Below are 21,020 nucleotides of genomic sequence, written 5' to 3' on the forward strand. Positions count from 1 at the left end.
CGAATAGCCCCTATGCTTGGGTTAGGGATTGTGTAACTTTCTCTAACGCATGACTAGCGCAGCATTTTAACGAGCCTTAGCGCTTGACTCAGCCTTTGGGCTAGATGATCCTTTGAGCCACGCCAGCGAGGAGCGGATATGAGCGAGCGGTCAAAATTGCCTGTATCGTCCGGTTCTACGGGCGCGGCGGCGCGGGCGCTGCTGGATGCGGGGCTGGCAGCGCTGAAGCGGCAGGAATATGGCACGGCGATCGCCCATTTGGAGAGCCTATTTCGCACGCCCGCCGAGCGCTCGGTGCAGCTCAAGGCGCGAATGGGGCTGGTGATGGCCTACGAAAAATCGGGCAATGTGCAGGAGGCGATCGCCCTCTGTCAAACCCTCAGCAACAGTTCCCACGTGCAGACTCGCCGCTGGGCCGCCAAAGCCCTGGCAGAGATTGCCCAGCGCCATCCAGAAGCTGCTGAACCTGCGGCTGCATCGGCACAGTCTTTAGACGCTCCCCCGGACGCTGCCCGGCCTGCGTCAGAAGATGACCTCGCGGCGGGGTTGACTCGCGCTCCCGGCAGTCGCCCTCCCAGCCGCCCGTTGCGATCGCCCAGCTATCCCCCCGCTGAATCGGCAAGCCCCCTGCCCAGCGGCACGGCGATCGCCCCCGTTCAAACAACACCCATCGACTGGCGGCTGGCCGGCCGCGCCCAGAAGTGGTCACCGCTGCCGATGGTGGATCGGGCGGGCCTGTGGGCGCTGGGCCTGGGAACGGCGATCGCCCTGTTTGGCTTGCTGCGGGGGCTTCTGCTGGCAGCGTTTTGGCTATTTAACCACACGATTGCCCGCATCACATTTCCGGTTGACCTTCGGTATTACAGCATTTACCGCGATCCGGCGGCGCTGGTGCTGTTGGGTCTATTGGGTCTGGCGATCGCCCTACCTTGGCTGATGACACTGCTGCTGCGTCGAACCTACCAGATGCAGCCGCTAGCAGTAGACACCCTGGAACAAGCCAGCCCCGAAGCCGCCCGCGTGCTAAAGCGAGTCTTTGGCCAACAGCAGCGCCCCCTGCCCAAGCTGGAACTATTGCCCACCGACGCGCCGCTGCTGCTGACCTACGGATCGCTGCCTCGCCTGTCGCATCTGGTCGTGAGTCGGGGGCTGCTGGCGCAGCTTCGGGATGACGAGATTGCGGCGCTGGTGGCCGGGGAAATCGGGCATTTGCAACACTGGACCGCAGGCGTGATGTCGTTCGTCGTGCTGGTGGGGCTGCTGCCCTATCTGCTGTATCGGGCGCTGGGGCAGTGGGGCGATTGCCAGCGCAATGCCGTTCTGCGCTCTCTGGCGATGGCAGTCTCGCTGCTATGCTATGGCATTTTCTGGCTATGTCGGGCCGTGGGGCTATGGTTTTCGCGGCGGCGACTGCTCTACAGCGATCGCGCCTCCTCTAACCTGACTGGCAACCCCAACGCCCTCAGCCGCGCCCTGCTGAAATGTAGCCTGGGCCTGTCGCAGGCTGTGGCCCAACAGCGCCAGACTAGCCCGCTGCTAGAAAGCCTGGAACTACTTATGCCCGTTGGGATCAAAACGTCCCTCACGCTGGGCAGCCTCTACGCCCAGCATCCCAGCCCCGACCTGCTCCAGTGGGATTGCCAAAACCCGCACCGCCACTGGCTCTCGGTCAGCAATGCCCATCCACCCCTGGGCGATCGCCTCCTGCACCTCAGCCGCTATGCCCAGCACTGGCGCTTGTTCCCAGAACTCGACCTGCCGCCCGCCGCCCCACCGCGCCTGTCCTGGAAGGAACGTCGTCCTTTGCTGCTGCAAGCCTCGCCATACCTGGGGCTGGGCATTGGGCTGGCGATCGCGCTCTTCCTCTGGCTGGTCGGCGGAGTCGCCACCCAGTTCAACTGGCGCGGGCTGACCTGGATGTGGGGCGATCGCACGCTGCTGATGGGCTGCGGGCTGCTGGGCTTTAGCTTCGGCACGTTTGTCCGTATCAATTCCTTCTTCCGCGACATTCCCCGCACGGCTCCCGCCGACCTGTCTCTGGTGGAACTGATGCAGCCCCCGGCTCCAATTCCCTTACCCGGCCAACCGCTACGCCTGCGGGGAACGCTGCTGGGTCAGCGCGGCATCTGCGCCCTGCCCAGCCAGGACTTACTGCTCCAGTGCGAAACAGGGCTAATCCGGCTGCACCACATACATCGCCTCGGCCCGCTGGGCAGCCTCCTCGCACCCGGTCGCCACCCCAGCGGCTTGATCGGCCGCCCCGTCACGGTTACAGGCTGGTTTCGCCGGGGTGCAACGCCCTGGATCGACGTAGAAACCATCCAAACCACCCAGGGCGCGGTCTGCCGCAGCGAACACCCCCTCTGGTCTACGATTGTGGCGATCGCCGCTGCGCTCTGGGGCTTCCATATCATCCTGACGGGCTTTTAGGATTTTGGGTTTTAGATTTTGGATTTTAGATTTGCGATTTTAGAGTACCTGTCTAGCGTCTGTGGGCTGCCAGGAATTTCATGAGTAGCGCCGTACAAGAGTAGCGCCATACAAGAGCGTCGGTTCTATCGCGGCAGGGTCTAGAAGAGATATACCCCTAGTCATGGATTCGGCGCTTTTTTGAGCCACTGTTCAAACTGTTTTGAATTTTTGAATTGTCATATCGCAGAACGAGTGACCCTATTCTGCACTGCCGGATTCTGCCTTGACCAGCGGGGCGGGGGCGATCGCCACCGGAGGCACACGGGGGCTGGACACACCGCTGGCGGCCAGCAACTCGGCGACTGTCGCACAGCGCATCGGCAGGCCGTAGGTGCTAGGATTGACGAAGTGCTGATGGGTAAAGTGGCGATAGCTCAGACAGAAGCGATCCCAGGCGGCCATCTGGATGCGGAAGAGGACAATGAGGAGATCGATCAGCCGACGAGTCAGCGGAATGCGGAAATAGATGCGCTTGCCCAGGTAGGCGCTCATGTCGGCGATCGCCCGGTTCACCGTAATCGGCTCGCTGCCCAGCACCAGTTCGCGTCGGTCGCCCAGTTCTGGTGGATGTTCTACGAGATGGGCGACGACCTGAGCAATGTCTTGGGCGTGGATAAAGTGAAAGCTGCCGTCGAGCTTGAGGAAGCGCAGTAGTCCGATCCATTTTGTGACCTCGGTAATGCCGCCGGAGAGGTGCGAGTAGGGCTTGGTGTCGTCGCCACCAAAGACGAGCGTCGGGAAAACGGTGGTAATTTGGGGGGCGATCGCCAGCTTAGATAGCCGCTGATGGCAGGCATATTTGGCGCGGATGTAGTCGGTGCCGATTTCGCCTGCCTGCTTAAGGGGCTTGCCCTCGCGATCCAAAATGCTGGCAGTGGAAAAATAGATGACCTGTTCGCACACATCCGGGTCGAGCAGGTTCATCAGCCGGATAGTTTTGATCACATTTACATCAAATACATCCTGCGCCCCGCCCCACACGGCCGCCGTCAGAATCGCCACGTCAATGGTTTTTAGCAGCTTATTGTGCTGCTCGATCTGGCGCATGTCGCCCACTAGCAGATGCACGCCCGGCCGCGCGTCCACGTTTAGCCGAAACTTCTGCGGATTGCGCACCAGCAAAAACAGCTCATGCTGCGTTTGCTGAATCAATGCGTCGGCAATGTAGTGCCCAACGCAGCCGCTTGCGCCCGTCAGGAGGATTCGCTTCGGAGTCATGTGGTGAGGGTGGCGGGGGATGGCGTAGCGGAGTGATGGAGCAGAGGGGTGGAGAGAGGGAGAGAGAGGGAGAGGGGGAGAGCGCACAGAATGCCCGCTCTAAATTCCGTCATTTTCCAACAGCAGCCTAGGCAGTGTTTAAAAACTTTCTAGGTCGTTGATTGCCTTGAGTCGATCCCCCTAAATCCCCCTTAACAAGGGGGACTTCCGGAGTAGTTCGGCTCGGTTCCCCCCCTTCCTTAAGGGGAGTTAGAGGGGGTGATCATAGGGGTTTTAAAGCACGCCCCAACCCCTAACCCCTAACCCCTAACCCCTAACCCCTGATCAGGCGATCGCCAGCAGCTTGTCGGCCTGCTTGGCGGTTTCAAAGAAGAAGGCGGCGTTTTCTTCCGGCGTGCCGGGGAGAATGCCGTGCCCGAGGTTGAGAATATGCCCCTGATTTCCAGCTTTACGAATCGTGTCGAGAATGCGATCGCGAATAAAGGCTTGCGACCCAAACAGCGCACAGGGGTCGATATTGCCTTGCACACCGACGCGGGGGCCAAGACGGCGACGCGCTTCTGCCATGTCCACCGTCCAATCTACGCTGACGATATCCACGCCCGATTGTGCCATGCGCTCCAGCAGCCCCGCGCTGCCGTTGATGTAGAGGATCATCGGCGTGTCGGGATATTTGGCTTTGACCTGGCGCACGACCTGCTGCTGATAGGGCAGGGCAAACTGGTCATAGTCTTGCGGGCTGAGGTGGCCTGCCCAGGAGTCAAACATCTGCACCACCTGAGCGCCATTTTCAATCTGATAGCAGACGTAGGTGGCGATCGCATCTGCCAGCTTGCTCAAGAACTGATGCAGAATCGCAGGTTCCGTAAATGCCATGCTCTTGATAATGGTGTAGTCCTTCGAGCCTTTGCCCTCGATCGAATAGGCTGCCAGCGTCCAGGGTGCGCCGACGAAGCCCAGCACTGCTGCATCGTTGCCCACTTCCTGCCGCAGCGTCCGCAGAATCTTGCCGACGAAGCTTAGATGCTGTTCGGGGTCGAGTTCATGAACCGCATCGACCTGCGCCTGGGTGCGAATGGGCGGGTCGATGATGGGGCCGCGGCTTTCGATGATGTCGAAGGGGATACCGATGCCCGGCAGCGGCGTGAGGATATCGGAAAACAGAATCACCCCATCGGGACGAAAGGCCCGCCAAGGCTGGAGCGAAATTTCCACTGCCAGATCAACCGTCTCCGAGCGCTCACGGAAGGAGGGATATTTGTCGCGCAAATCCCGATAAATCTTCATATAGCGCCCGGCCTGGCGCATCATCCACACAGGCGGGCGGTTTAGCACCTCTCCACGCGCAGCCCGAAGCAAGTATGGCACCTGGGTTGATCCTGTCATTGAAACGTCTCTCTTTTAAACGGGTTAGGGATGGGGTTGGGAATTCGAGTTTTGGGGGACTTGCGCTATCACTCTGCAAGGCTGCTACACAGTCTGAATAAACCTAGCGAAGTAAACCTAGCGAAAGGTAAGGTTGTAGGTCAGCCATAACGCAAACAAGCTGGGTTGAAAGTGCCCTGGACAAGGCGATTCACTCGACAGGTGAACCGGCCAGAGTGTCCTTTCCTGAAGCACAAACTCCGGCAGGTCAGTCACACACAACTGAGCGGTAACGTCTGATTATACGCGATCGCGCACCCCAAAAATCCCCTTTCCACGCCGCACAAAGCAAAGCAAATCCTGCCTTAGTGAAGCGTGTTTTAGAGAAAATTTGAACGCATAATTTGACGCAAATCTGCTCTAAAATTCGCAAAAATTAATGATAGACGCTCAGGATATAGTGTCCAAAAAGCAGGGCAAATGTCCAGTTTTGCGCTAAAGGGCGATCGCCCTTTAGAATGCCCTTTGAATGCCCTATGGACATCTTTTGAACATCCTTTGAAAGCCCTTTGAATACCCCTGAATTACCGGTTGAAACGCTAAGAAGATAGCAAAAAGACGTTAATCAACGGGCGATCGCCCAATCTAAAACTCAAAACAGGATACCGGACAGTACAGATAATGATCAGGGAATGATTAGGACAAGCACTCTCTATACACTCTTTAAATCACACGGGCAGGATGCAGTCGTGAATCTACCTGTCATCAAGACAGCAAAGTGCCTCTGAATGCAAAATCCACATCCAGAGGAACTTCAAACATGAAGCTGAAAAAGCAGTGGCGAAACCAAACGGTGTCTACTAAAGTCTCTTTGCCAAAACTTAGCCGAAACGACCACTCACGTAGTCCTGCGTGGCAACCTGCTGGGGGTTGTTGAAGATTTGCTGAGTCGGTGCATATTCCACTAGATAGCCCATCTTGCCACCCTTTTCAGTAGCCTGCGCGTTGAAGAAGGCCGTCATGTCCGACACGCGAGAGGCCTGCTGCATGTTGTGCGTCACGATGATAATCGTGTAGTCCTGCTTCAGTTCTTGCATCAGTTCCTCAACCCGCAGCGTCGAAATCGGGTCCAGCGCCGAGCAGGGTTCGTCCATCAGCAGCACTTCTGGCTCAATGGCGATCGCCCGCGCAATGCAAAGCCGCTGCTGCTGTCCACCCGACAGCGACAGCCCACTCTGCTTCAGCTTGTCCTTCACCTCGTCCCACAGCGCCGCCGACCGCAGAGAGCGCTCCACCAGCGTATCCATATCGCCTTTATAGCCGTTGATCCGCGCCCCAAAGGCAATGTTTTCGTAAATCGACTTCGGGAATGGGTTCGGCTTTTGAAACACCATCCCAACTCGACGACGCAGTTCAATCGGGTCAACCCTAGGGTCGTAGATATCCACCCCGTGATAGGTGATCTTGCCCTCAATGTGGGCCCCCGGAATCAGGTCGTTCAAGCGATTAAAACAGCGCAGAACCGTACTTTTGCCGCAACCCGATGGGCCGATGAACGCCGTAATCTTGCGGTCGGGAATGTCCATGTATACGTCCTTCACAGCCATCACAGGGCCGTAGAAATAGGACGTTTTTTCGACTCTAAAGGCAGTGCCCGTATCGACAGAAGAACTCACTTGCATGAATAACCTACCTCAAATAAAAAATGCAGCAGTTAGAGAACGACCGTTGGGGCAATAGCAACTTGGCGATCGCCCCCATCCCAAGAACCTAAAACCTGCGCTGAAACCTATTTCGCAAGTAAATAGCAACAGAGTTCATCAGCAGCAACAGCGCCATCAGCACGATAATCCCGGCCGCTGAGTTGATATGAAACGGCTTCTGAGGGCGAGACACCCAGTTGTAAATCTGAATCGGCAGCGCCGTGAACGGGTCTCTCCAAGACTCCGGCAAGAACGAAATGAACGTCAGCGCTCCAATCGTAATTAGCGCAGCCGTTTCGCCAATCGCACGAGACAGCGCCAAGATCATCCCCGTCAAAATCCCTGGAAACGCCTGGGGAAGAATTTGCTCTCGCACTACCTGCCAGCGGGTTGCCCCCAGCGCAAAGCCCGCCAAACGAAGACTATCGGGCACTGCTCTCAGCGCCTCGCGAGTAGACACGATAATCACCGGCAGCACCAGCAGCGCCAGCGTCAAGCCACCTGCCAATAGGCTGCGTCCGCCTGTAATCGGCTCCATTAAGCGCACGAACATCGCCAGTCCCAGCAGTCCGTAGATGATGGAAGGCACACCCGCCAAGTTAGAGATGTTGACTTCGATAATGTTCTCAAACCAGCTATCAGCAACAAACTCCTCTAAAAAAATGCCCGCGCCAACGCCAATGGGGAACGCAAAGATCGCCACAATGAACAGCAAGTAAATTGACCCCACCAGCGCCGACAGCAAACCTGCTTCTTCAGCACGGCGAGACGGAAAGGTGGTGAGGAACTGCCAACTGAGTCGAGGCAGTCCATCGGTCAACACGTCAATCAGCAAGACCAGCAAAACCAGGAGTGAAATCACAACGGCAGCCAGGGAAGCGAACCAGAAGATTCGATCCCAGCGATAGCGCTGCGCTGTTGCGGGCTTAAATTCGCTCTCAACCGGCGAAAAGCCACCCGATATTTGAGGATTCTGAACTGTCATTCGTACTTCTCCCGGAAACGACGCACGACCCAGAAACTAATAATGTTGAGCACCAGGGTCATCAGAAAAAGAGTCATCCCAACTGCAAAAATAGACTTGTAAGCCAGCGAACCCGCGGGCGTGTCACCCAAGCTGACCTGCACGATAAACGCCGTCATCGTCATCACAGGTACTAGCGGATTGAATCCTAGGGTAGGGTTCTGCCCTGCCGCCAAGCTAACGATCATCGTCTCACCAATGGCGCGAGACACCGCCAAAATGAACGATGCCACAATGCCTGACAGGGCTGCCGGAATTACAACCGAGGTAATGGTCTCGCGCTTGGTCGCGCCAATTGCATAGGAGCCTTGCCGCAAGCTGTCTGGCACCGAATAAAGCGCATCCTCACTCAGTGAAGCTACTAGCGGAATGATGGAAACACCCAAAATTAGACCCGCACTGAGGGCGTTGAATCCCTGGAGACCAGGGATGAAGCTCCTTAAAAAGGGGGTTACCGTGAGGAGGGCAAAGTAGCCAAACACCACGCTAGGCACCCCAGCCAAGATTTCGAGCGCTGGCTTTAGCCATTTGCGAACCTTGGGATTTGCATATTCACTCAAATAAACTGCTGCCAGCAGCCCGAGGGGCAGCGCTACCAAAATGGCAATGCCAGTGGTCAGCAGCGTAGCGCTAACTAGCACCCAGATACCATACTGGGCATTGGAAAACAGCGGCGTCCACTGGCGATCGCTCAGGAATCTCCAGAGTGGCACCTCCCGAAAGAACTCAAAGGTTTCAAAAATAAGGGTGAGGACGATACCGAGCGTCGTTACCACAGAAATTAAAGCGAAGCCTCCAAACAAAACCTTTACAATGGCTTCAACTCTTTTATTAAGTTGCCGATTGGGTTGCCAAAGCCCAGCCGCCTGAGCATTGGGTGAGTCACTAGTCATGCCAGATAGCCCGTAGAAAGAACAAAGAACGCCGCAATAATAAAGCCTGAAAAGCCTGAAAGAAGCCAATCCGCTCGACAGGAGTTGGGAGCGCGTCTGGCATTAGCCAACCAATCACGACTCAAAGCTGCAAAGTACACTGAGAAAGTAGACTGAGGCGAGCAATAGTCTAGCCAGTCTTCTGTTAAACCAGACCCACCTCAGCCCAATCGATCACAGGATTTGATTCGTGCGTGAGCTGAAAGGCTTGATTGAGGGAGGCAGCCATCCATTGATGCGGCTGCCTCAATCAAGAGAATTCAACCAGAAGCCTCAACCGAGAGGTTCCTATTGTTCCTTGCTCAGAAGCTCGCTCAGCTTCAAACCGACAGCAGATCCGCCGTTAAACAACGTCCCGATTTTGCGCTCGTCGATGCGGGCGGTGGAAGGAGCTTGAATTTCAGGAGGCAGAGGCACATAGCCCACTTCAGAGACTAAGCCAGCATTGGCGGGGTCAATCTGAAAGCGCGCAAAAGCCTCGACTGCTGGATTGTCTAAAGAGGTGGACTTGACATAGAAGAACTCAGGACGCGACAGCGGGGCATAGCTGCCGTCTGCAATCGTTTCTGGGCTGGGGGCAACACAGCCGTTCCCGTTGTCAATCTCAACTGCCTTCAGTTTGCCCTCGTTTTCGATGTAGTAGGCGTAGCCGAAGAACCCGACGCTATTGGGGTCGGCACTGACGCCCTGCACGATCACGTTGTCATCTTCACTGGCGGTATAGTCTCCCCGGCTTTCGCCCTCTTTGCCCACGATGGCAGCGGTGAAGTAGTCATAGGTGCCAGAGTCGGTGCCCGCACCGTAGAGGGACAAGGGACGATTGGGAAAATCAGGGCGAATCTGGTTCCAGTTGGTGATGGTGCCTTGGGCGGCGGGTTCCCACATCTTTTTCAGCTCGTCTACAGTCAGACAACTCACGAAATCGTTGTCGGGGTGAACCACCACCGTTAGACCGTCAAACGCAATAGGTATTTCGACGTACTCAATACCGTTCTGTTTGCAGAGTTCAATTTCTTCGGCCTTGATGGGACGAGACGCGTTGGAGATGTCGGTTTCACCCGCGCAGAACTTCTTGAAGCCGCCGCCCGTGCCAGACACGCCCACAGTGACGCGGACGCCGGGGTTTGCTTTCATGAACTCTTCTGCCATTGCTTCAGAGATAGGGAAAACGGTGCTGGAGCCATCGACTAGCACGCTGCCCGTGAGGTCAGACGCGGTGGTGGTGCCGCCAGCGGCTGGGCTTTCGGCGGTGGTGGTGCCGCCGCCTGTGGTGGTGCCGCCGCAGGCAACTGCCAGACCCAGAGTAGCCGCTGTCAGAGCCGCAAACGCAGCAGAGCGCTTAGAACGAAGATGGAGTTGGAATGCCATAGTCTAGAAATTCCTGTTAGGGTTTGTTTCTGTCAAACGTTGGCATTCTACAGTTTCATCGTAAAGAAGAGGTTAAGCCGATCCGAAGAAATGTATCTTAGACGACTGAAAATGGTCTTTGGGGTTCGGATCGATGGCAGAGGAGGGCGATCGCCATTTTGTAAATCCGTTGTAGAGCGGGGATTCCAGCGATCGGGCGACGCCAGCCCAAATTCATTCAGCGGCTTTTCTCAGCCTGTGGGAACCAGGTCATGAAATCGACATTTAGCAAAAGAATTCGGCTTTTCTGGGGGGCAGGCTATCTAAACCGACGGCGACGACCAAAGAAGCGCCACACTTTGTAAGCCGCGTAGCCGAGCAGGCCGATAATAACGACCCCCGTGAGCAGCGGAATCAGAATCGCCATCACCGAAATCACCGATGAGGTGAACAATTCCATCGTGGAGAGCGCGGGGTTGGCGATGCCGCCTGTGGTGGCGGTGGAGGTGAGGCGGGCCACGTCGGTCATGCCTTTGGTGAGTCCGGCGGCTCCGGCTCCGGCGATGATGGCCAGCGTCCACTGGAGGAAGGGGCTAATATCCACCAGGGTGGAGGCGGTTAGCACCGCTCCCGCAACGAGGGCCGCGGGCGTGGTGATCAAATCCAAAATTTCATCGACCCAGGGGATGTAGTAGCCTGCCACTTCGACCCCGGTAGCCACGGCAAAGGCCGTAATGGCGACTGGAGAGCCGATCCATTCAAAGCCCTGGGCGGGGGTCATGTGCCCTGTGGCTGTGGCGATGCTCATCACCAAAAACGGCACAAACAGCCGAAACCCGGTGGCAGCGCTGAGGCTGACGCCCGCCAGCAAGCTGATTAAAGTTTCCAAAGAATCCTCCAGCCCATGAGGGAAGTATTGCAGGTTTATTGATGCATCTGCTGTTAAGCGCTTCTTAAAATCCGGTTTCTAGCAAAATTGGATCGTTTTAGCCCAAACCAGCCCGAAATTAGCGCAGTTTGCTAGATTTTTCCTAACTTGATTTTTCCAAAGTATTTTAGATGATTTTTAGTCAGGCGCGATAGATTTCGCCGCAACTAGAGGCTGTCATCAGTTATCGGCGAAATATTAGATTTCTTAGGAGTTTCAGCCCCTAGCCTGGTTTGTTTGGGCGGGTGCTGCTGATTCCTCAAGGGTTCTGAGGTGAGTTGATGACGCGCCCCAGACCTGCTGTGGCGATCGCGATCTTGATTTGCTGATTCGCTGTGCTGTCTCAGCAGTGGGGCGAGTTTATCGAGAAAACAGGCGAAAATAGAGCGATTTCAGCGCTTCTTTAATCGGAAACGCAATGTAGGTCAGCGGATTAATCGTGACGATAATGTCGCGAAAATCGCGCTTGGCCAGCGCCACGATCGCCCCAGCCACCCAGGTTGCATCCATCACGCCGATCGGGTTGAGGTTGCTTTTGAACGGGCCCAGGATCAGCTTGCGAATCACGCAGGGCGCATCCAGCCGCCGCAGCGTAATCAGGTCGCCCAGCGTCCGCTTCGACATTTCATAAAGCGGGCTGAGGGCGGGGCTGACTTCGGCTTCGGAGGTGTTGATCCAAAGTTCCTTCAGCGCTCGGTGTTCTGACTTTTGCACGGTGCTGAGGAACAGTTCCGCTAGGTTCCACGCTGAAAACGTGTTGACCTGGAAGGATTTTTGGATGGCTTCGGGTGTGCGATCGCCATGCACGTTGATCCCGTGATTAATAATTAGAATATCTACAGTTTGCAGCCGTTCCGCTAACTCAAACTCGCGCCCCGCACACCAGGGCAGCACCTCGACGCGATCGCCAAACTCGGCCCCCTCGCAGGTGGTGATGGCGATCGGCTTTGCGCCCTGCTGCTGCAACTGGTGGATCAGCGCCCGCCCCAGCGTGCCCGATGCGCCCGTCACCGCAACCGTTTTCCCTTTGAGCGAAAGCGCCGTGCCCAGTATCTTGTCCACGATGGTAAAGTACCCGCAATAATAAGCATTGCCCTGGTCAAAATGATGCCGCCAGTGGTACGTGCGGTTTACCGTCCACTGCGAAGGAATCGTATCCAAATCGCCGGGTTTGTGCGTCAGGTCGGTGGCCAGCAGCCAGCCCCGCGATCGCGAGTATGCGGTAATCAGAAACCCCAGCGAATAGAGGCAGCCCGCTGCCAGCGCCAGGTTTTGAGTCATCGCCACCAGCAGCGCCCCGGCCGACAGCATGGCGATCGCCTCTGGCACGTCATTATAAAGTTGCGCTTGCTTGTATGCCTCCAGGCTGACGATGCTGAGGTCGCGGCGATAGGCCTTGTGGTGCAGATTGTGGCTGCGCTGGAGCGGTTGCCAATAGTGCCCCGCAATGTGATAACAGTCGCGCACCAGTTCGGCAAACACCACGGATGCCGCCGCCAACAGGATAAAGCCGAGAAGACCGCCGGGGGTAATCATTTAGAAAAACTAGCAATAAACGGTTGAATACGCAGAGTAAAAGTGGAAGCGAATGTCTAACGTAGGGCCAATGCCCGATCTTCAAGGGCTGCGGTATGGTGGAAATCATAGACAGTGTAACGTAATGTGACATCGTTTCAGAAGACGCGATCGCTCTGCTAGCAAGCTGAGAAACGGGCGATCGCCAGCAAGCTTGTAAAATCCAGGATTCAGGACGGGCGATATGTTTTTAGTCACCGGGGCAACGGGCGGATTGGGCAAGCGCATTGTGCGGCAACTGCGCGACCAAGGACAGCCCGTGCGGGCATTTGTGCGGCTCACTTCTCGCTACAGCGAATTAGAAAAGCGCGGCGCAGACATTTTCATCGGTGATCTAACGCAAGAGCGAGATCTGCAAAAAGCGCTCCAGGGCGTGCAATTTGTCATCAGCGCTCACGGCTCAAACGAAGCCAGCGGAGGCGCTCAGGCGCTCGACTATCGCGCCAATATCGATCTGATCGATTTGTCGAAATCGGCGGGCGTGCAGCATTTCACCTTTATCTCGGTGATGGGAGCTGACCGCAACTATGAAGATGCGCCCGTGTTCAAAGCGAAGTCGGCGGTCGAAAAATACCTGCAAGCCAGCGGGCTAAACTACACCATTCTGCGGCCAGCGGGCTTTGCATCGAATCTGCTGCCGCTGGCGGAGCAGTTCCGCAAGAGCGGCGTGTATCTGCTGATTGGCGACCCCAAAACGCGCACCTCTATTATTAGCACTGATGATCTGGCCAAACTGGCGATCGCCTCGGCCACCACACCCGCTGCCCACGGACAAATCTTCAATGCAGGCGGCCCGGAAATCCTGGAGCGCGGCGAAATTCCCAATATCTTTGCCCGCATCTTCAAAAAGGAGCCGATTTTGATCAACCCGCCGCTGCTGGCAATCGACGGGCTGCGGGCAGCAATCGGTCTGGTGAATCCAGAACTCAAAGCCTCGCTGGGCACCTTCCGCACGCTGCTAGCCAACGAGTTTTACACTACGCCTGCCGAAGTCGAGCAACTTCAATCTGCCTACGGTATCCAGCTAGAAACGCTGGATACCTTCCTGCGGCGATATCTCAGCGCCTAAGAATGAACAGTCGAGCAATTATCCCGCAATTGATCAAGCTGCTGCTCGGGCTACTCCGCCGTTCAAGCCATAGGCAGAAATCTAGAAGCGCTATCCCTACTCCTCCTGCGCTTCCTCAATCGGCTTGGCTTTAATCTCGACAGCCTGCACATCAATCGTGCCTGGTGGCGTGATGCGATAAAACGCGCCCTTCTCGACGCGCAGCGCTTCGCCGCAATTGGGGCAGCGGAGTTGGGTGCCATTAATCCCTGCGGAACGGGTTTCGCAGACGGGGCAGAGCGCTTCTACCAGGTTGCGGCTGAGCCACCAGCGAAAGGCAAAAAAGGCAATCACGGGCGTTAGAATCAGTAACCCAATCAGCACAATAAAAGACTTCACCAGCCAGCCCAGCCCTACCATGCCCAATAGCCAGGCGATCGCCAGCAAAGTCATCCAAAATCCTAATCCTGACAGGGTAAACCGCAACCCTCCATAGCCGTTTTGATTCATGGCTGTCTCCCTAAACAATCGGGATTTCTGCGAATCCACTCCTTTATTGTGATAACGCGCATCATACCAAGCCCAGATGGAAAGCTCGAATTTCCCAGGAGAGATTTCCGAATTCTGAGTCTGTTCCTGGACGGCTCGAAAATTCAGACTGGGCAGATGGGAAAAACTCACCCTAAAAAATCAATTTTTGAAACAGACCTACTTGTGAATGCAGATTCCGTAAGCCGCCTGGGGTTATATAGAAACAGCGGTGTGTAACTGCAAAGAAATGCTGAGTGGCATAGGTAGATGCTGTAAAGCCTCTTGGAAAGGGCAGGCGATATGGGGCTAAAGCGCCAACTGGGGCAACTCACTGGTTTTCCTCTCCGGCGCAGAAGTATTCTGGGTCTACTGATTTTGCTCGTCGCCAGCTACCTGGGCAATCTGGCGCGATGGAACTTGTTTTTTAATATTGACCTGATTTTTGGCTCCATTGCCGTGTGGCTGGTGGTGGGGTTTTATGGGGTTCGCTGGGGCGTTTTGGCGGGTGCGCTGAGTGGTGCCTGTACCTACTTTCTGTGGGGACACCCTTATGCAGGAATGGTTTTTACGCTGGAAGCGCTGTTTGTTGGGTTTTTGTTTTATCACAGCTGCTCCGCAAGCCGTCCAAACCTTGTGCTGCTGAATGGACTCTTCTGGCTGCTGATCGGGGTTCCCCTGGGCTGGTTTTTCTACGATAAAGTGTTGCAGATTGATCCTGTGCAGGTGCAAATTATTTTACTCAAGCAGCCTGTGAATGGCATCTTCAACGCACTGATTGCCAGTCTGCTGATGATCTACTTGCCCATCCATCGCTGGATCGATCGCCCCAAAGCGCTCAACTCTCTTGCGCTACAGCAAGCGCTGTTTAACCTGCTGGTGGCTTTTGTATTTTTGCCGACGCTGCTGCTGATTATGTTTGCCAGCCGCGATGTGATTGATACGATTCGCTCCGATGCTCAGGCAGACTTGAGTCGCGTATCGGGCCATGCCGTAGCGTCGCTGCGATTGTGGCATCAGGAACACTTGCAATCGGCAAGTGAGCTGGCGCTGCAAGTTGCGAAATATGGCGAGTCTGATCAGGAGCATTTGCAGCACCATCTCGAATCGTCTCAGCGGCTCTTGCCCGATTTGCATCGGGTGCAGGTGTGGGATCGGGAGGGTCGGGTAATTGTATCTAGCGATACCATGTCTGATGGGGAGTCGGATGTAGCGATCGCCCTCCGGCAAGAAGATATCCGCTTGGCCCGACAGACGCTTCAGCCCATCTTGTCGGATGTGATTCCTGGAGCGCTGCCACGTGTGGTTTGGAGTGTACCTATTGTGCAGAGGCTGCGGCTGGAGGGACTGATCCTCAGCGAGGTGGGGTTGGGCCGCGTGGAGACGCTGCTGCGGCAAAGCCTCAGCGGGGAGGGAATGGATCTCACACTCGTCGGGCGAAACCAGACTGTGGTGCTGAGTACGCGGGGCGATCGCCCGCCAGGCTCCCGGTTTCAACAGCCACAGGACAGTATCGTAGAACCTTTGGGCGACAATTTTTATCAGGTGTTTCCTGAGCGAAGCCGGCCCATCATGGCCCGCTGGATGAACTCCTGGTTTGGGCAGGCGGTGCCTGTGGCAGCGGGGCTACCGTGGACGCTAGTTGCCGAGGCTTCAGCTCAATCCGATGTCCGCAACATCCAGCGCATCTATTCCCGCAATCTGGCGCTGCTGCTGGCGATCGCGCTCTTGGCGCTGCTGGTGTCGGCGCTGGTGAGCCAGCGGATGGTGCGCCCCCTGTCCCGACTTGCCCAGGTCACGACCAATCTACCCGACAAGCTGCTGGCTGGGCAGCCCATCGACTGGCCCGACAGCCAGATCACCGAACTCGCGTTTCTGGTCAAAAACTTTAGAACGATGGGCAAAACGCTGACCCAGCAGTTTGGCGCGATTCAGCAGGCGCTGAGCTACGAAGCATTGGTCAGGCGCATTACCGACAGCGTGCGCGACAGCCTGGACGAGTCGCAGATTTTGCAGACGGCGGTGCAGGCGCTGGGGCAAGAGCTAAACCTCCTCTGTTGTGATGCAGCGCTCTACAGTGCCGACCAAAAGTATTCGACAATTCAGTACGAATATACAATTGCCCTGCCGTCGGCGCTGGGCACGAGCTTTGCCATTCCCAATGAGTTTTCAGAGGTTCATGGTTTGCTGCTGCGGGGAGAATCCTGCCAGTTTTGCGCCGCGCTGCCCCATCCAGTCCGCCCCACTGCCTGCATGATGACGGTGCTGGCCCATCCAATTTGGGACGATCAGGGCGTGTTGGGGGATCTATGGCTATTTAAGCCCCAGGGCGAATGCTTTGAGGAGCCAGAGGTGCGGCTGGTGCAGCAGGTGGCCAGCCAGTGTGCGATCGCCCTACGGCAGGCGCGGCTATATGAAGCAGCCCAAATTCAGCTCAAGGCGCTGGAAGACCTGAATCTGCTCAAAGACGATTTTCTCAGCACCGTCTCTCACGAACTGCGAACCCCGATTACCAACATCAAAATGGCGATTAATATGCTGAAACTGTCGCAGCAGAACGAACGGCGCGAGCAATATCTGAAGATTTTAGAGGCGGAGTGCGAACGTGAGGCTAATTTAATCAACGACCTGCTCGATTTACAGCGCCTCGCCTCCGGGACGCAGGCCCTTGAGTTGGAACCCATCTCCCTCCAGGACTGGGTGCTGCACATTGTCGAGTCGTTTCAGGAGCGCATCCGCAACCGCCAGCAGACTTTGCAGATTGAAATTTCCGACAAGCTGCCCGTCATCACGTCCGACCCAGCCTGCCTAGAGCGCATTTTGACAGAACTGCTCAACAATGCCTGCAAATACACACCGCCCGGTGAAAAAATTCGGGTGGCTGCTTGCGCTGTCGGCCTGTTTGACTGCGAAGCTGCGGTGATGACTGAAACGACGGCTGAAACGACGGCTGAAACGATAGCCAAAACGACCGGGGGCGATCGCCCGTTTGCCCTCAAGCCCTTCTCCGCTGCCCCAAATCTCGACTCAGCGCAAAATTTCGCCTCTCTTCCCTCGCCCAATCCAGGCTTTTTTGTGCTGCGTGTCTGCAACTCTGGCGTGGAAATCCCTGCCGAGGCGCTGGAGCATATTTTTGAGAAGTTCTATCGCGTCCCTGGCATCGACCGCTGGAAACAAGGGGGCACAGGGCTGGGGCTGGCCTTGGTGCAAAAGATGACGGAACATTTGGGTGGCAGCATTCAGGTCGCCAGTGCCGCCCGACAAACCTGTTTCACCGTCGCGCTGCCTGTGTCCCCACCCCACCAGACAGCCCCCCAATCCACTGTATAGTCTTTCAGAGGGAAGGGAACTCTAGGAAAGATAGGCGATTGGGGGCGTTGTCCCCTCGTCTGGCGCTGGTATTTTGGAAAATACTGAACCGAGTCAGAACCGAGTCAGAAATTTTCCGTCGCTTCATACGTTCGCAGCCCGTGCCTATCCGCCCCTCATTTCTCTTGCTTTCCGTGCCACAACTATGCCAGTTCCCGACTTTGCTACGCTCGATGTGCTGCGTCAGTACAACATTTTAGATAGCACGCCCGAAGAGGGGTTTGATGGGCTGGCGCGGTTAGCAGCGCAATTAGGAGGCGTGTCGGTGGGGCTGATCGCCTTTTTGCGAGGCGACAGTTCGGCGCTGGCAGGCGAAGACCGCTACTGGCTGAAGGCGCTGACGGGCTGGCCTGAGAACACGCCCTGCCATCCGCTGGTGTGTTTGGACAGCACGCTGACCGCCGAAGACGGGCTGCTGGTGACAGATTTGCAGCAGGATGAGCGGTTTGTGTTTGAGCCGATTGCCGTGGGCACCCCTGCGGTGCGGTTCTATGCGGGCGTGCCGCTGCTAAGTCCGGCGGGGGCGGCGCTGGGCGTGTTGGCGGTGATGGGTTGGGAGGTGGGAAATCCATCGGAAGGGCTGATGGATGGCTTGCGGCTGCTGGCGCGACAGGTCATTGCTCAACTTGAGCTACGGCGGCGCACGGCGGCTCTGACAGAGGCGATCGCCCAGCACCACGCCGCCGAAACCGAGCAAAAGCTGCTGTTTTCCCTGTCGGCCCATCTGGCCTGCGTGATGGGCGCAGACGGCTACCTCAAGCGGCTTAACCCCGCCTGGCGCAAGCTGCTGGGCTATACAGCAGCAGAACTCATGGCCAAGCCGTTCCTGGAATTTATCCATCCCGATGACTGGGAAATCACCCTCAACCACATTCAAAAAGTCGTCGCCAAGGGCAAAAAGGTGACGTTTCAAAACCGATGCCGCCACCGCAACGGCAGCTATCATCGCCTCCAGTGGCGGATTGGGCCGCTGCAAGATCGCCAGCTCTTGTGCGCCACTGCCAGCGAAGTTTCAGCAGACGCGCCGCCCGACTCCGCGCCGCCGCAATACGACTTGCTCTCTGATCTGGCCTTCGCGCTAAATCAGCACTCCATCGCCGCCATCACCGACCCCCAAGGCAAGATCCTCTACGCCAACGATAAATTCTGCGAGATCTCCTGGTACTCTCGCGAGGAGCTAATCGGGCAAGATCATCGGCTGATTAGCTCTGGCTATCACTCGCGGGAGTTTTTTCGCGACCTGTGGCAGACGATCGCCTCTGGCAACGTGTGGCGCGGCGAAATTTGCAACCGGGCTAAGAATAACATCCTCTACTGGGTGGATACGACCATCGTGCCCATCCTCGACGACTCAGGCAAGCCCCAGCGCTATATCGCCCTGCGAACCGATATTACCGAGCGCAAAGAAGCCGAGCAGGAACTCAAAGCGCGATCGCACCTAGCAGAACTGGGCGCGGCTGTTGGCGTAACCCTGTCTCAGGGCGGCACCGTCACCGACATTCTGAAGCGCTGCACCGCCCAACTGGTGCAATATCTCGATGCCCATTCTGCGTATGTGTGGACGCTGAATCCTGAAACCCGGCTCCTGGAGCTACGAGCTAGCGCAGGCGGCTTATCCTGCCCCAAGGAGTTTCAAAACCGCATCCCCATTGGCATATCGGTCATTGGCTACGCCGCCCAGACGCGCCGCCCCTACCTCACTGACAACGTGCTAAACGACATGTGCATCGGCTCCAAAGACTGGCTGGAGCAAGAGCGCGTGGTCGGCTTTGCGGCCTACCCGCTGGTGACGGAAGACCGCCTGATTGGGGTCATGGCACTGTTTAGCCATCTGCCCTTTGCCCAAACGGTGCATAAAACCCTGGGCTGGATTTCCAACAGCTTGGCTGTGGCCATCGACCGGACGCTGGCGCGAGAGGAACTGCTGAGTCGGCGGGAAGCGCTGCTGTTTCGCCTGGCAAGTCAGATTCGCGCCTCGCTCGATCTGGTGGCAATTTTGGAAACGACAGTGAGCGAGGTGTGGTCGTTGCTTCAGGTCGATCGCTGCCAGTTTCTCTGGTGTCGATCGACGCTAGAGGCGACGCGGCTGGAGATTACGCACGAAGCGCGGAATCCGGCGTTGATTAGTTTGCTGGGGGATTATCCACTCGGGGCCAGGACGGGGTGCTGGGCGAAAAGGTGCTGAACCTAGAAATGGTGCGGATTGCCGATGGGCGACCGGGGACGGTGGAACCCGGATTGCTAGAGGTGCTGAACCGGGCCGATGCAGTAGCGCTGCTGCTGCTGCCGCTGGAGACCCATTCCCACAAACTAGGGGCGATCGCCTGCTATCACAGTAGCCCCCGCGCCTGGACAGACAGCGAGGTAGAACTGCTGCAAGCCGTCGCCGACCAGGTAGCGATCGCCATCGACCAGGCAGAGCTATATGCCCGCAGCCGAGAAGCGGCGATCGCCGCCGAAGCCCAAGCCGCCCAGCTCAGCCAGACCTTGCAGCACCTCCAGCAGACCCAGGCGCACCTGATTCAATCTGAAAAAATGTCCAGTCTGGGGCAGATGGTGGCGGGCATTGCCCACGAAATCAACAATCCGGTGAATTTCATCAACGGCAATCTGGTTCATGCCAACAACTACACCAAAGACCTGCTGCACCTGCTGCATCTGTATCAAAACCACCTTCCTGATCCACCGCCTGAGGTGGCCCAGGCGCTCCAATCTATCGACTTGGACTTTATTGGCGACGATCTGCCCAAGCTGATGGCCTCAATGAAAATTGGCGCGGATCGCATCCGCCAGATCGTGCTGTCGCTGCGAAACTTCTCTCGGCTCGACGAAGCAGAGAAAAAGCCTGTGGATATTCACGAAGGCATCGACAGCACGCTGTTGATCTTGCAAAATCGCCTGAAAAATTACGCTGAAGGGACGGGAATTGACGTTGAAAAAGAATACGGATCGCTGCCCAAGGTGGAATGCTATGCGAGCCAGCTAAATCAGGTGTTTATGAACATTCTGGCGAACGCAATCGACGCGCTGGAGGGCTGCCCCCCGCCTCGTCGGATCACTATTTCGACCGAGTTTGAGCCGCAGCCCGCGATCGCCCCCGTACCTGCTGCCCAATCCGCAACCCCCCAGTCGCAAGAGCCTACTGGCTTCGTTGTTATTCGCATTGCCGACAACGGCCCGGGCATGTCTGCCGAAACGCGCGATCGCCTGTTTGACCCTTTCTTTACCACCAAGCCCGTCGGCAAAGGCACCGGACTGGGCCTGTCCATCAGCTACCAGATTGTGGTGCAGCGTCACGGCGGCAGCCTGGAATGCGAATCGGAACCGGGCAAAGGGACGACCTTTACGATTCGCATTCCGCTAACCTAAGAGCGTAGGGAGTGGTTAAAAAGTCGAAAATCAGAAAGTCGAAAACCAGGATGGTTAGGATAAACATTAAACTTCAAAGCTTCATTTAGCAGAGATTTCAGCCCTAACCGCTAACCCCCAACCCCTAACCCCCAACCCCTAA

General features: G+C 56.6%; 14 protein-coding genes. 5 read left to right on the top strand and 9 right to left on the bottom strand.

Going from position 1 to position 21,020, the window contains the following annotated elements; genetic code table 11:
• Positions 1 to 138 precede the first annotated feature (138 nt).
• Positions 139 to 2,430 carry a M48 family metalloprotease gene (locus O77CONTIG1_RS19770; RefSeq protein ID WP_068514221.1) on the top strand — a complete coding sequence of 764 codons (2,292 nt, stop codon included), beginning with the start codon at positions 139 to 141 and terminating at the stop codon, positions 2,428 to 2,430.
• Between the two features lie 240 nt (positions 2,431 to 2,670).
• Here O77CONTIG1_RS19770 and O77CONTIG1_RS19775 read toward each other — a convergent pair whose 3' ends face one another.
• The 8 genes from O77CONTIG1_RS19775 to O77CONTIG1_RS19810 form a co-directional block, all read right to left on the bottom strand.
• Positions 2,671 to 3,690 carry an NAD-dependent epimerase/dehydratase family protein gene (locus O77CONTIG1_RS19775; protein WP_084782865.1) on the bottom strand — a complete coding sequence of 340 codons (1,020 nt, stop codon included), beginning with the start codon at positions 3,688 to 3,690 and terminating at the stop codon, positions 2,671 to 2,673.
• Between the two features lie 324 nt (positions 3,691 to 4,014).
• Complete coding sequence (gene hemE, locus O77CONTIG1_RS19780; RefSeq protein WP_068514224.1) at positions 4,015 to 5,076, bottom strand: uroporphyrinogen decarboxylase; 1,062 nt, start codon at positions 5,074 to 5,076, stop codon at positions 4,015 to 4,017.
• An 860-nt stretch (positions 5,077 to 5,936) separates the two neighbouring features.
• The gene (pstB, locus tag O77CONTIG1_RS19785) at positions 5,937 to 6,737 is read right to left on the bottom strand and encodes a phosphate ABC transporter ATP-binding protein PstB (protein ID WP_068514226.1); all 801 of its coding nucleotides are present in this window, start codon (positions 6,735 to 6,737) and stop codon (positions 5,937 to 5,939) included.
• An 88-nt stretch (positions 6,738 to 6,825) separates the two neighbouring features.
• A complete protein-coding gene (pstA, locus tag O77CONTIG1_RS19790; protein ID WP_068514229.1) occupies positions 6,826 to 7,743 on the bottom strand; it encodes a phosphate ABC transporter permease PstA in 918 nt (305 codons plus the stop codon).
• Entirely contained in the window at positions 7,740 to 8,744 is a 1,005-nt protein-coding gene (gene pstC / locus O77CONTIG1_RS19795; protein WP_317134147.1) for a phosphate ABC transporter permease subunit PstC, read from the bottom strand. Before pstC ends, pstA begins: the two co-directional genes overlap by 4 nt.
• A 258-nt stretch (positions 8,745 to 9,002) precedes the next feature.
• Positions 9,003 to 10,082: a PstS family phosphate ABC transporter substrate-binding protein gene (locus tag O77CONTIG1_RS19800; protein WP_068514234.1), complete on the bottom strand. Its 1,080-nt coding sequence runs from the start codon at positions 10,080 to 10,082 to the stop codon at positions 9,003 to 9,005.
• Between the two features lie 298 nt (positions 10,083 to 10,380).
• On the bottom strand, positions 10,381 to 10,950 hold the full coding sequence (locus O77CONTIG1_RS19805; RefSeq protein WP_172799731.1) for a DUF4126 domain-containing protein: 570 nt from the start codon (positions 10,948 to 10,950) through the stop codon (positions 10,381 to 10,383).
• Between the two features lie 399 nt (positions 10,951 to 11,349).
• The gene (locus O77CONTIG1_RS19810) at positions 11,350 to 12,525 is read right to left on the bottom strand and encodes a bifunctional sterol desaturase/short chain dehydrogenase (RefSeq protein WP_068514240.1); all 1,176 of its coding nucleotides are present in this window, start codon (positions 12,523 to 12,525) and stop codon (positions 11,350 to 11,352) included.
• A 223-nt stretch (positions 12,526 to 12,748) separates the two neighbouring features.
• Here O77CONTIG1_RS19810 and O77CONTIG1_RS19815 point away from each other — a divergent pair, with 223 nt between their 5' ends.
• Positions 12,749 to 13,633 (top strand): SDR family oxidoreductase, encoded by an 885-nt coding sequence (locus O77CONTIG1_RS19815; RefSeq protein ID WP_068514243.1) that lies wholly within the window; start codon positions 12,749 to 12,751, stop codon positions 13,631 to 13,633.
• A 96-nt stretch (positions 13,634 to 13,729) separates the two neighbouring features.
• Here O77CONTIG1_RS19815 and O77CONTIG1_RS19820 read toward each other — a convergent pair whose 3' ends face one another.
• Positions 13,730 to 14,122, bottom strand: a complete 393-nt coding sequence (locus O77CONTIG1_RS19820) for a hypothetical protein (protein ID WP_068514247.1) — start codon at positions 14,120 to 14,122, stop codon at positions 13,730 to 13,732.
• Between the two features lie 303 nt (positions 14,123 to 14,425).
• On the opposite strand from O77CONTIG1_RS19820, the gene O77CONTIG1_RS19825 reads away from it, so the two are divergent.
• The 3 genes from O77CONTIG1_RS19825 to O77CONTIG1_RS19835 all read left to right on the top strand — a co-directional run bounded on the left by O77CONTIG1_RS19825 (position 14,426) and on the right by O77CONTIG1_RS19835 (position 20,878).
• The gene (locus O77CONTIG1_RS19825; RefSeq protein ID WP_172799732.1) at positions 14,426 to 17,470 is read left to right on the top strand and encodes an ATP-binding protein; all 3,045 of its coding nucleotides are present in this window, start codon (positions 14,426 to 14,428) and stop codon (positions 17,468 to 17,470) included.
• Positions 17,471 to 17,654: 184 nt separating this feature from the next.
• On the top strand, positions 17,655 to 19,694 hold the full coding sequence (locus O77CONTIG1_RS19830; RefSeq protein ID WP_068514253.1) for a PAS domain-containing protein: 2,040 nt from the start codon (positions 17,655 to 17,657) through the stop codon (positions 19,692 to 19,694).
• Complete coding sequence (locus O77CONTIG1_RS19835; protein WP_068514255.1) at positions 19,673 to 20,878, top strand: ATP-binding protein; 1,206 nt, start codon at positions 19,673 to 19,675, stop codon at positions 20,876 to 20,878. Before O77CONTIG1_RS19830 ends, O77CONTIG1_RS19835 begins: the two co-directional genes overlap by 22 nt.
• The last annotated feature ends 142 nt before the right edge of the window (positions 20,879 to 21,020 follow it).

The sequence above is a fragment of the Leptolyngbya sp. O-77 genome (genome assembly GCF_001548395.1).
Taxonomy (GTDB): domain Bacteria; phylum Cyanobacteriota; class Cyanobacteriia; order Elainellales; family Elainellaceae; genus Thermoleptolyngbya.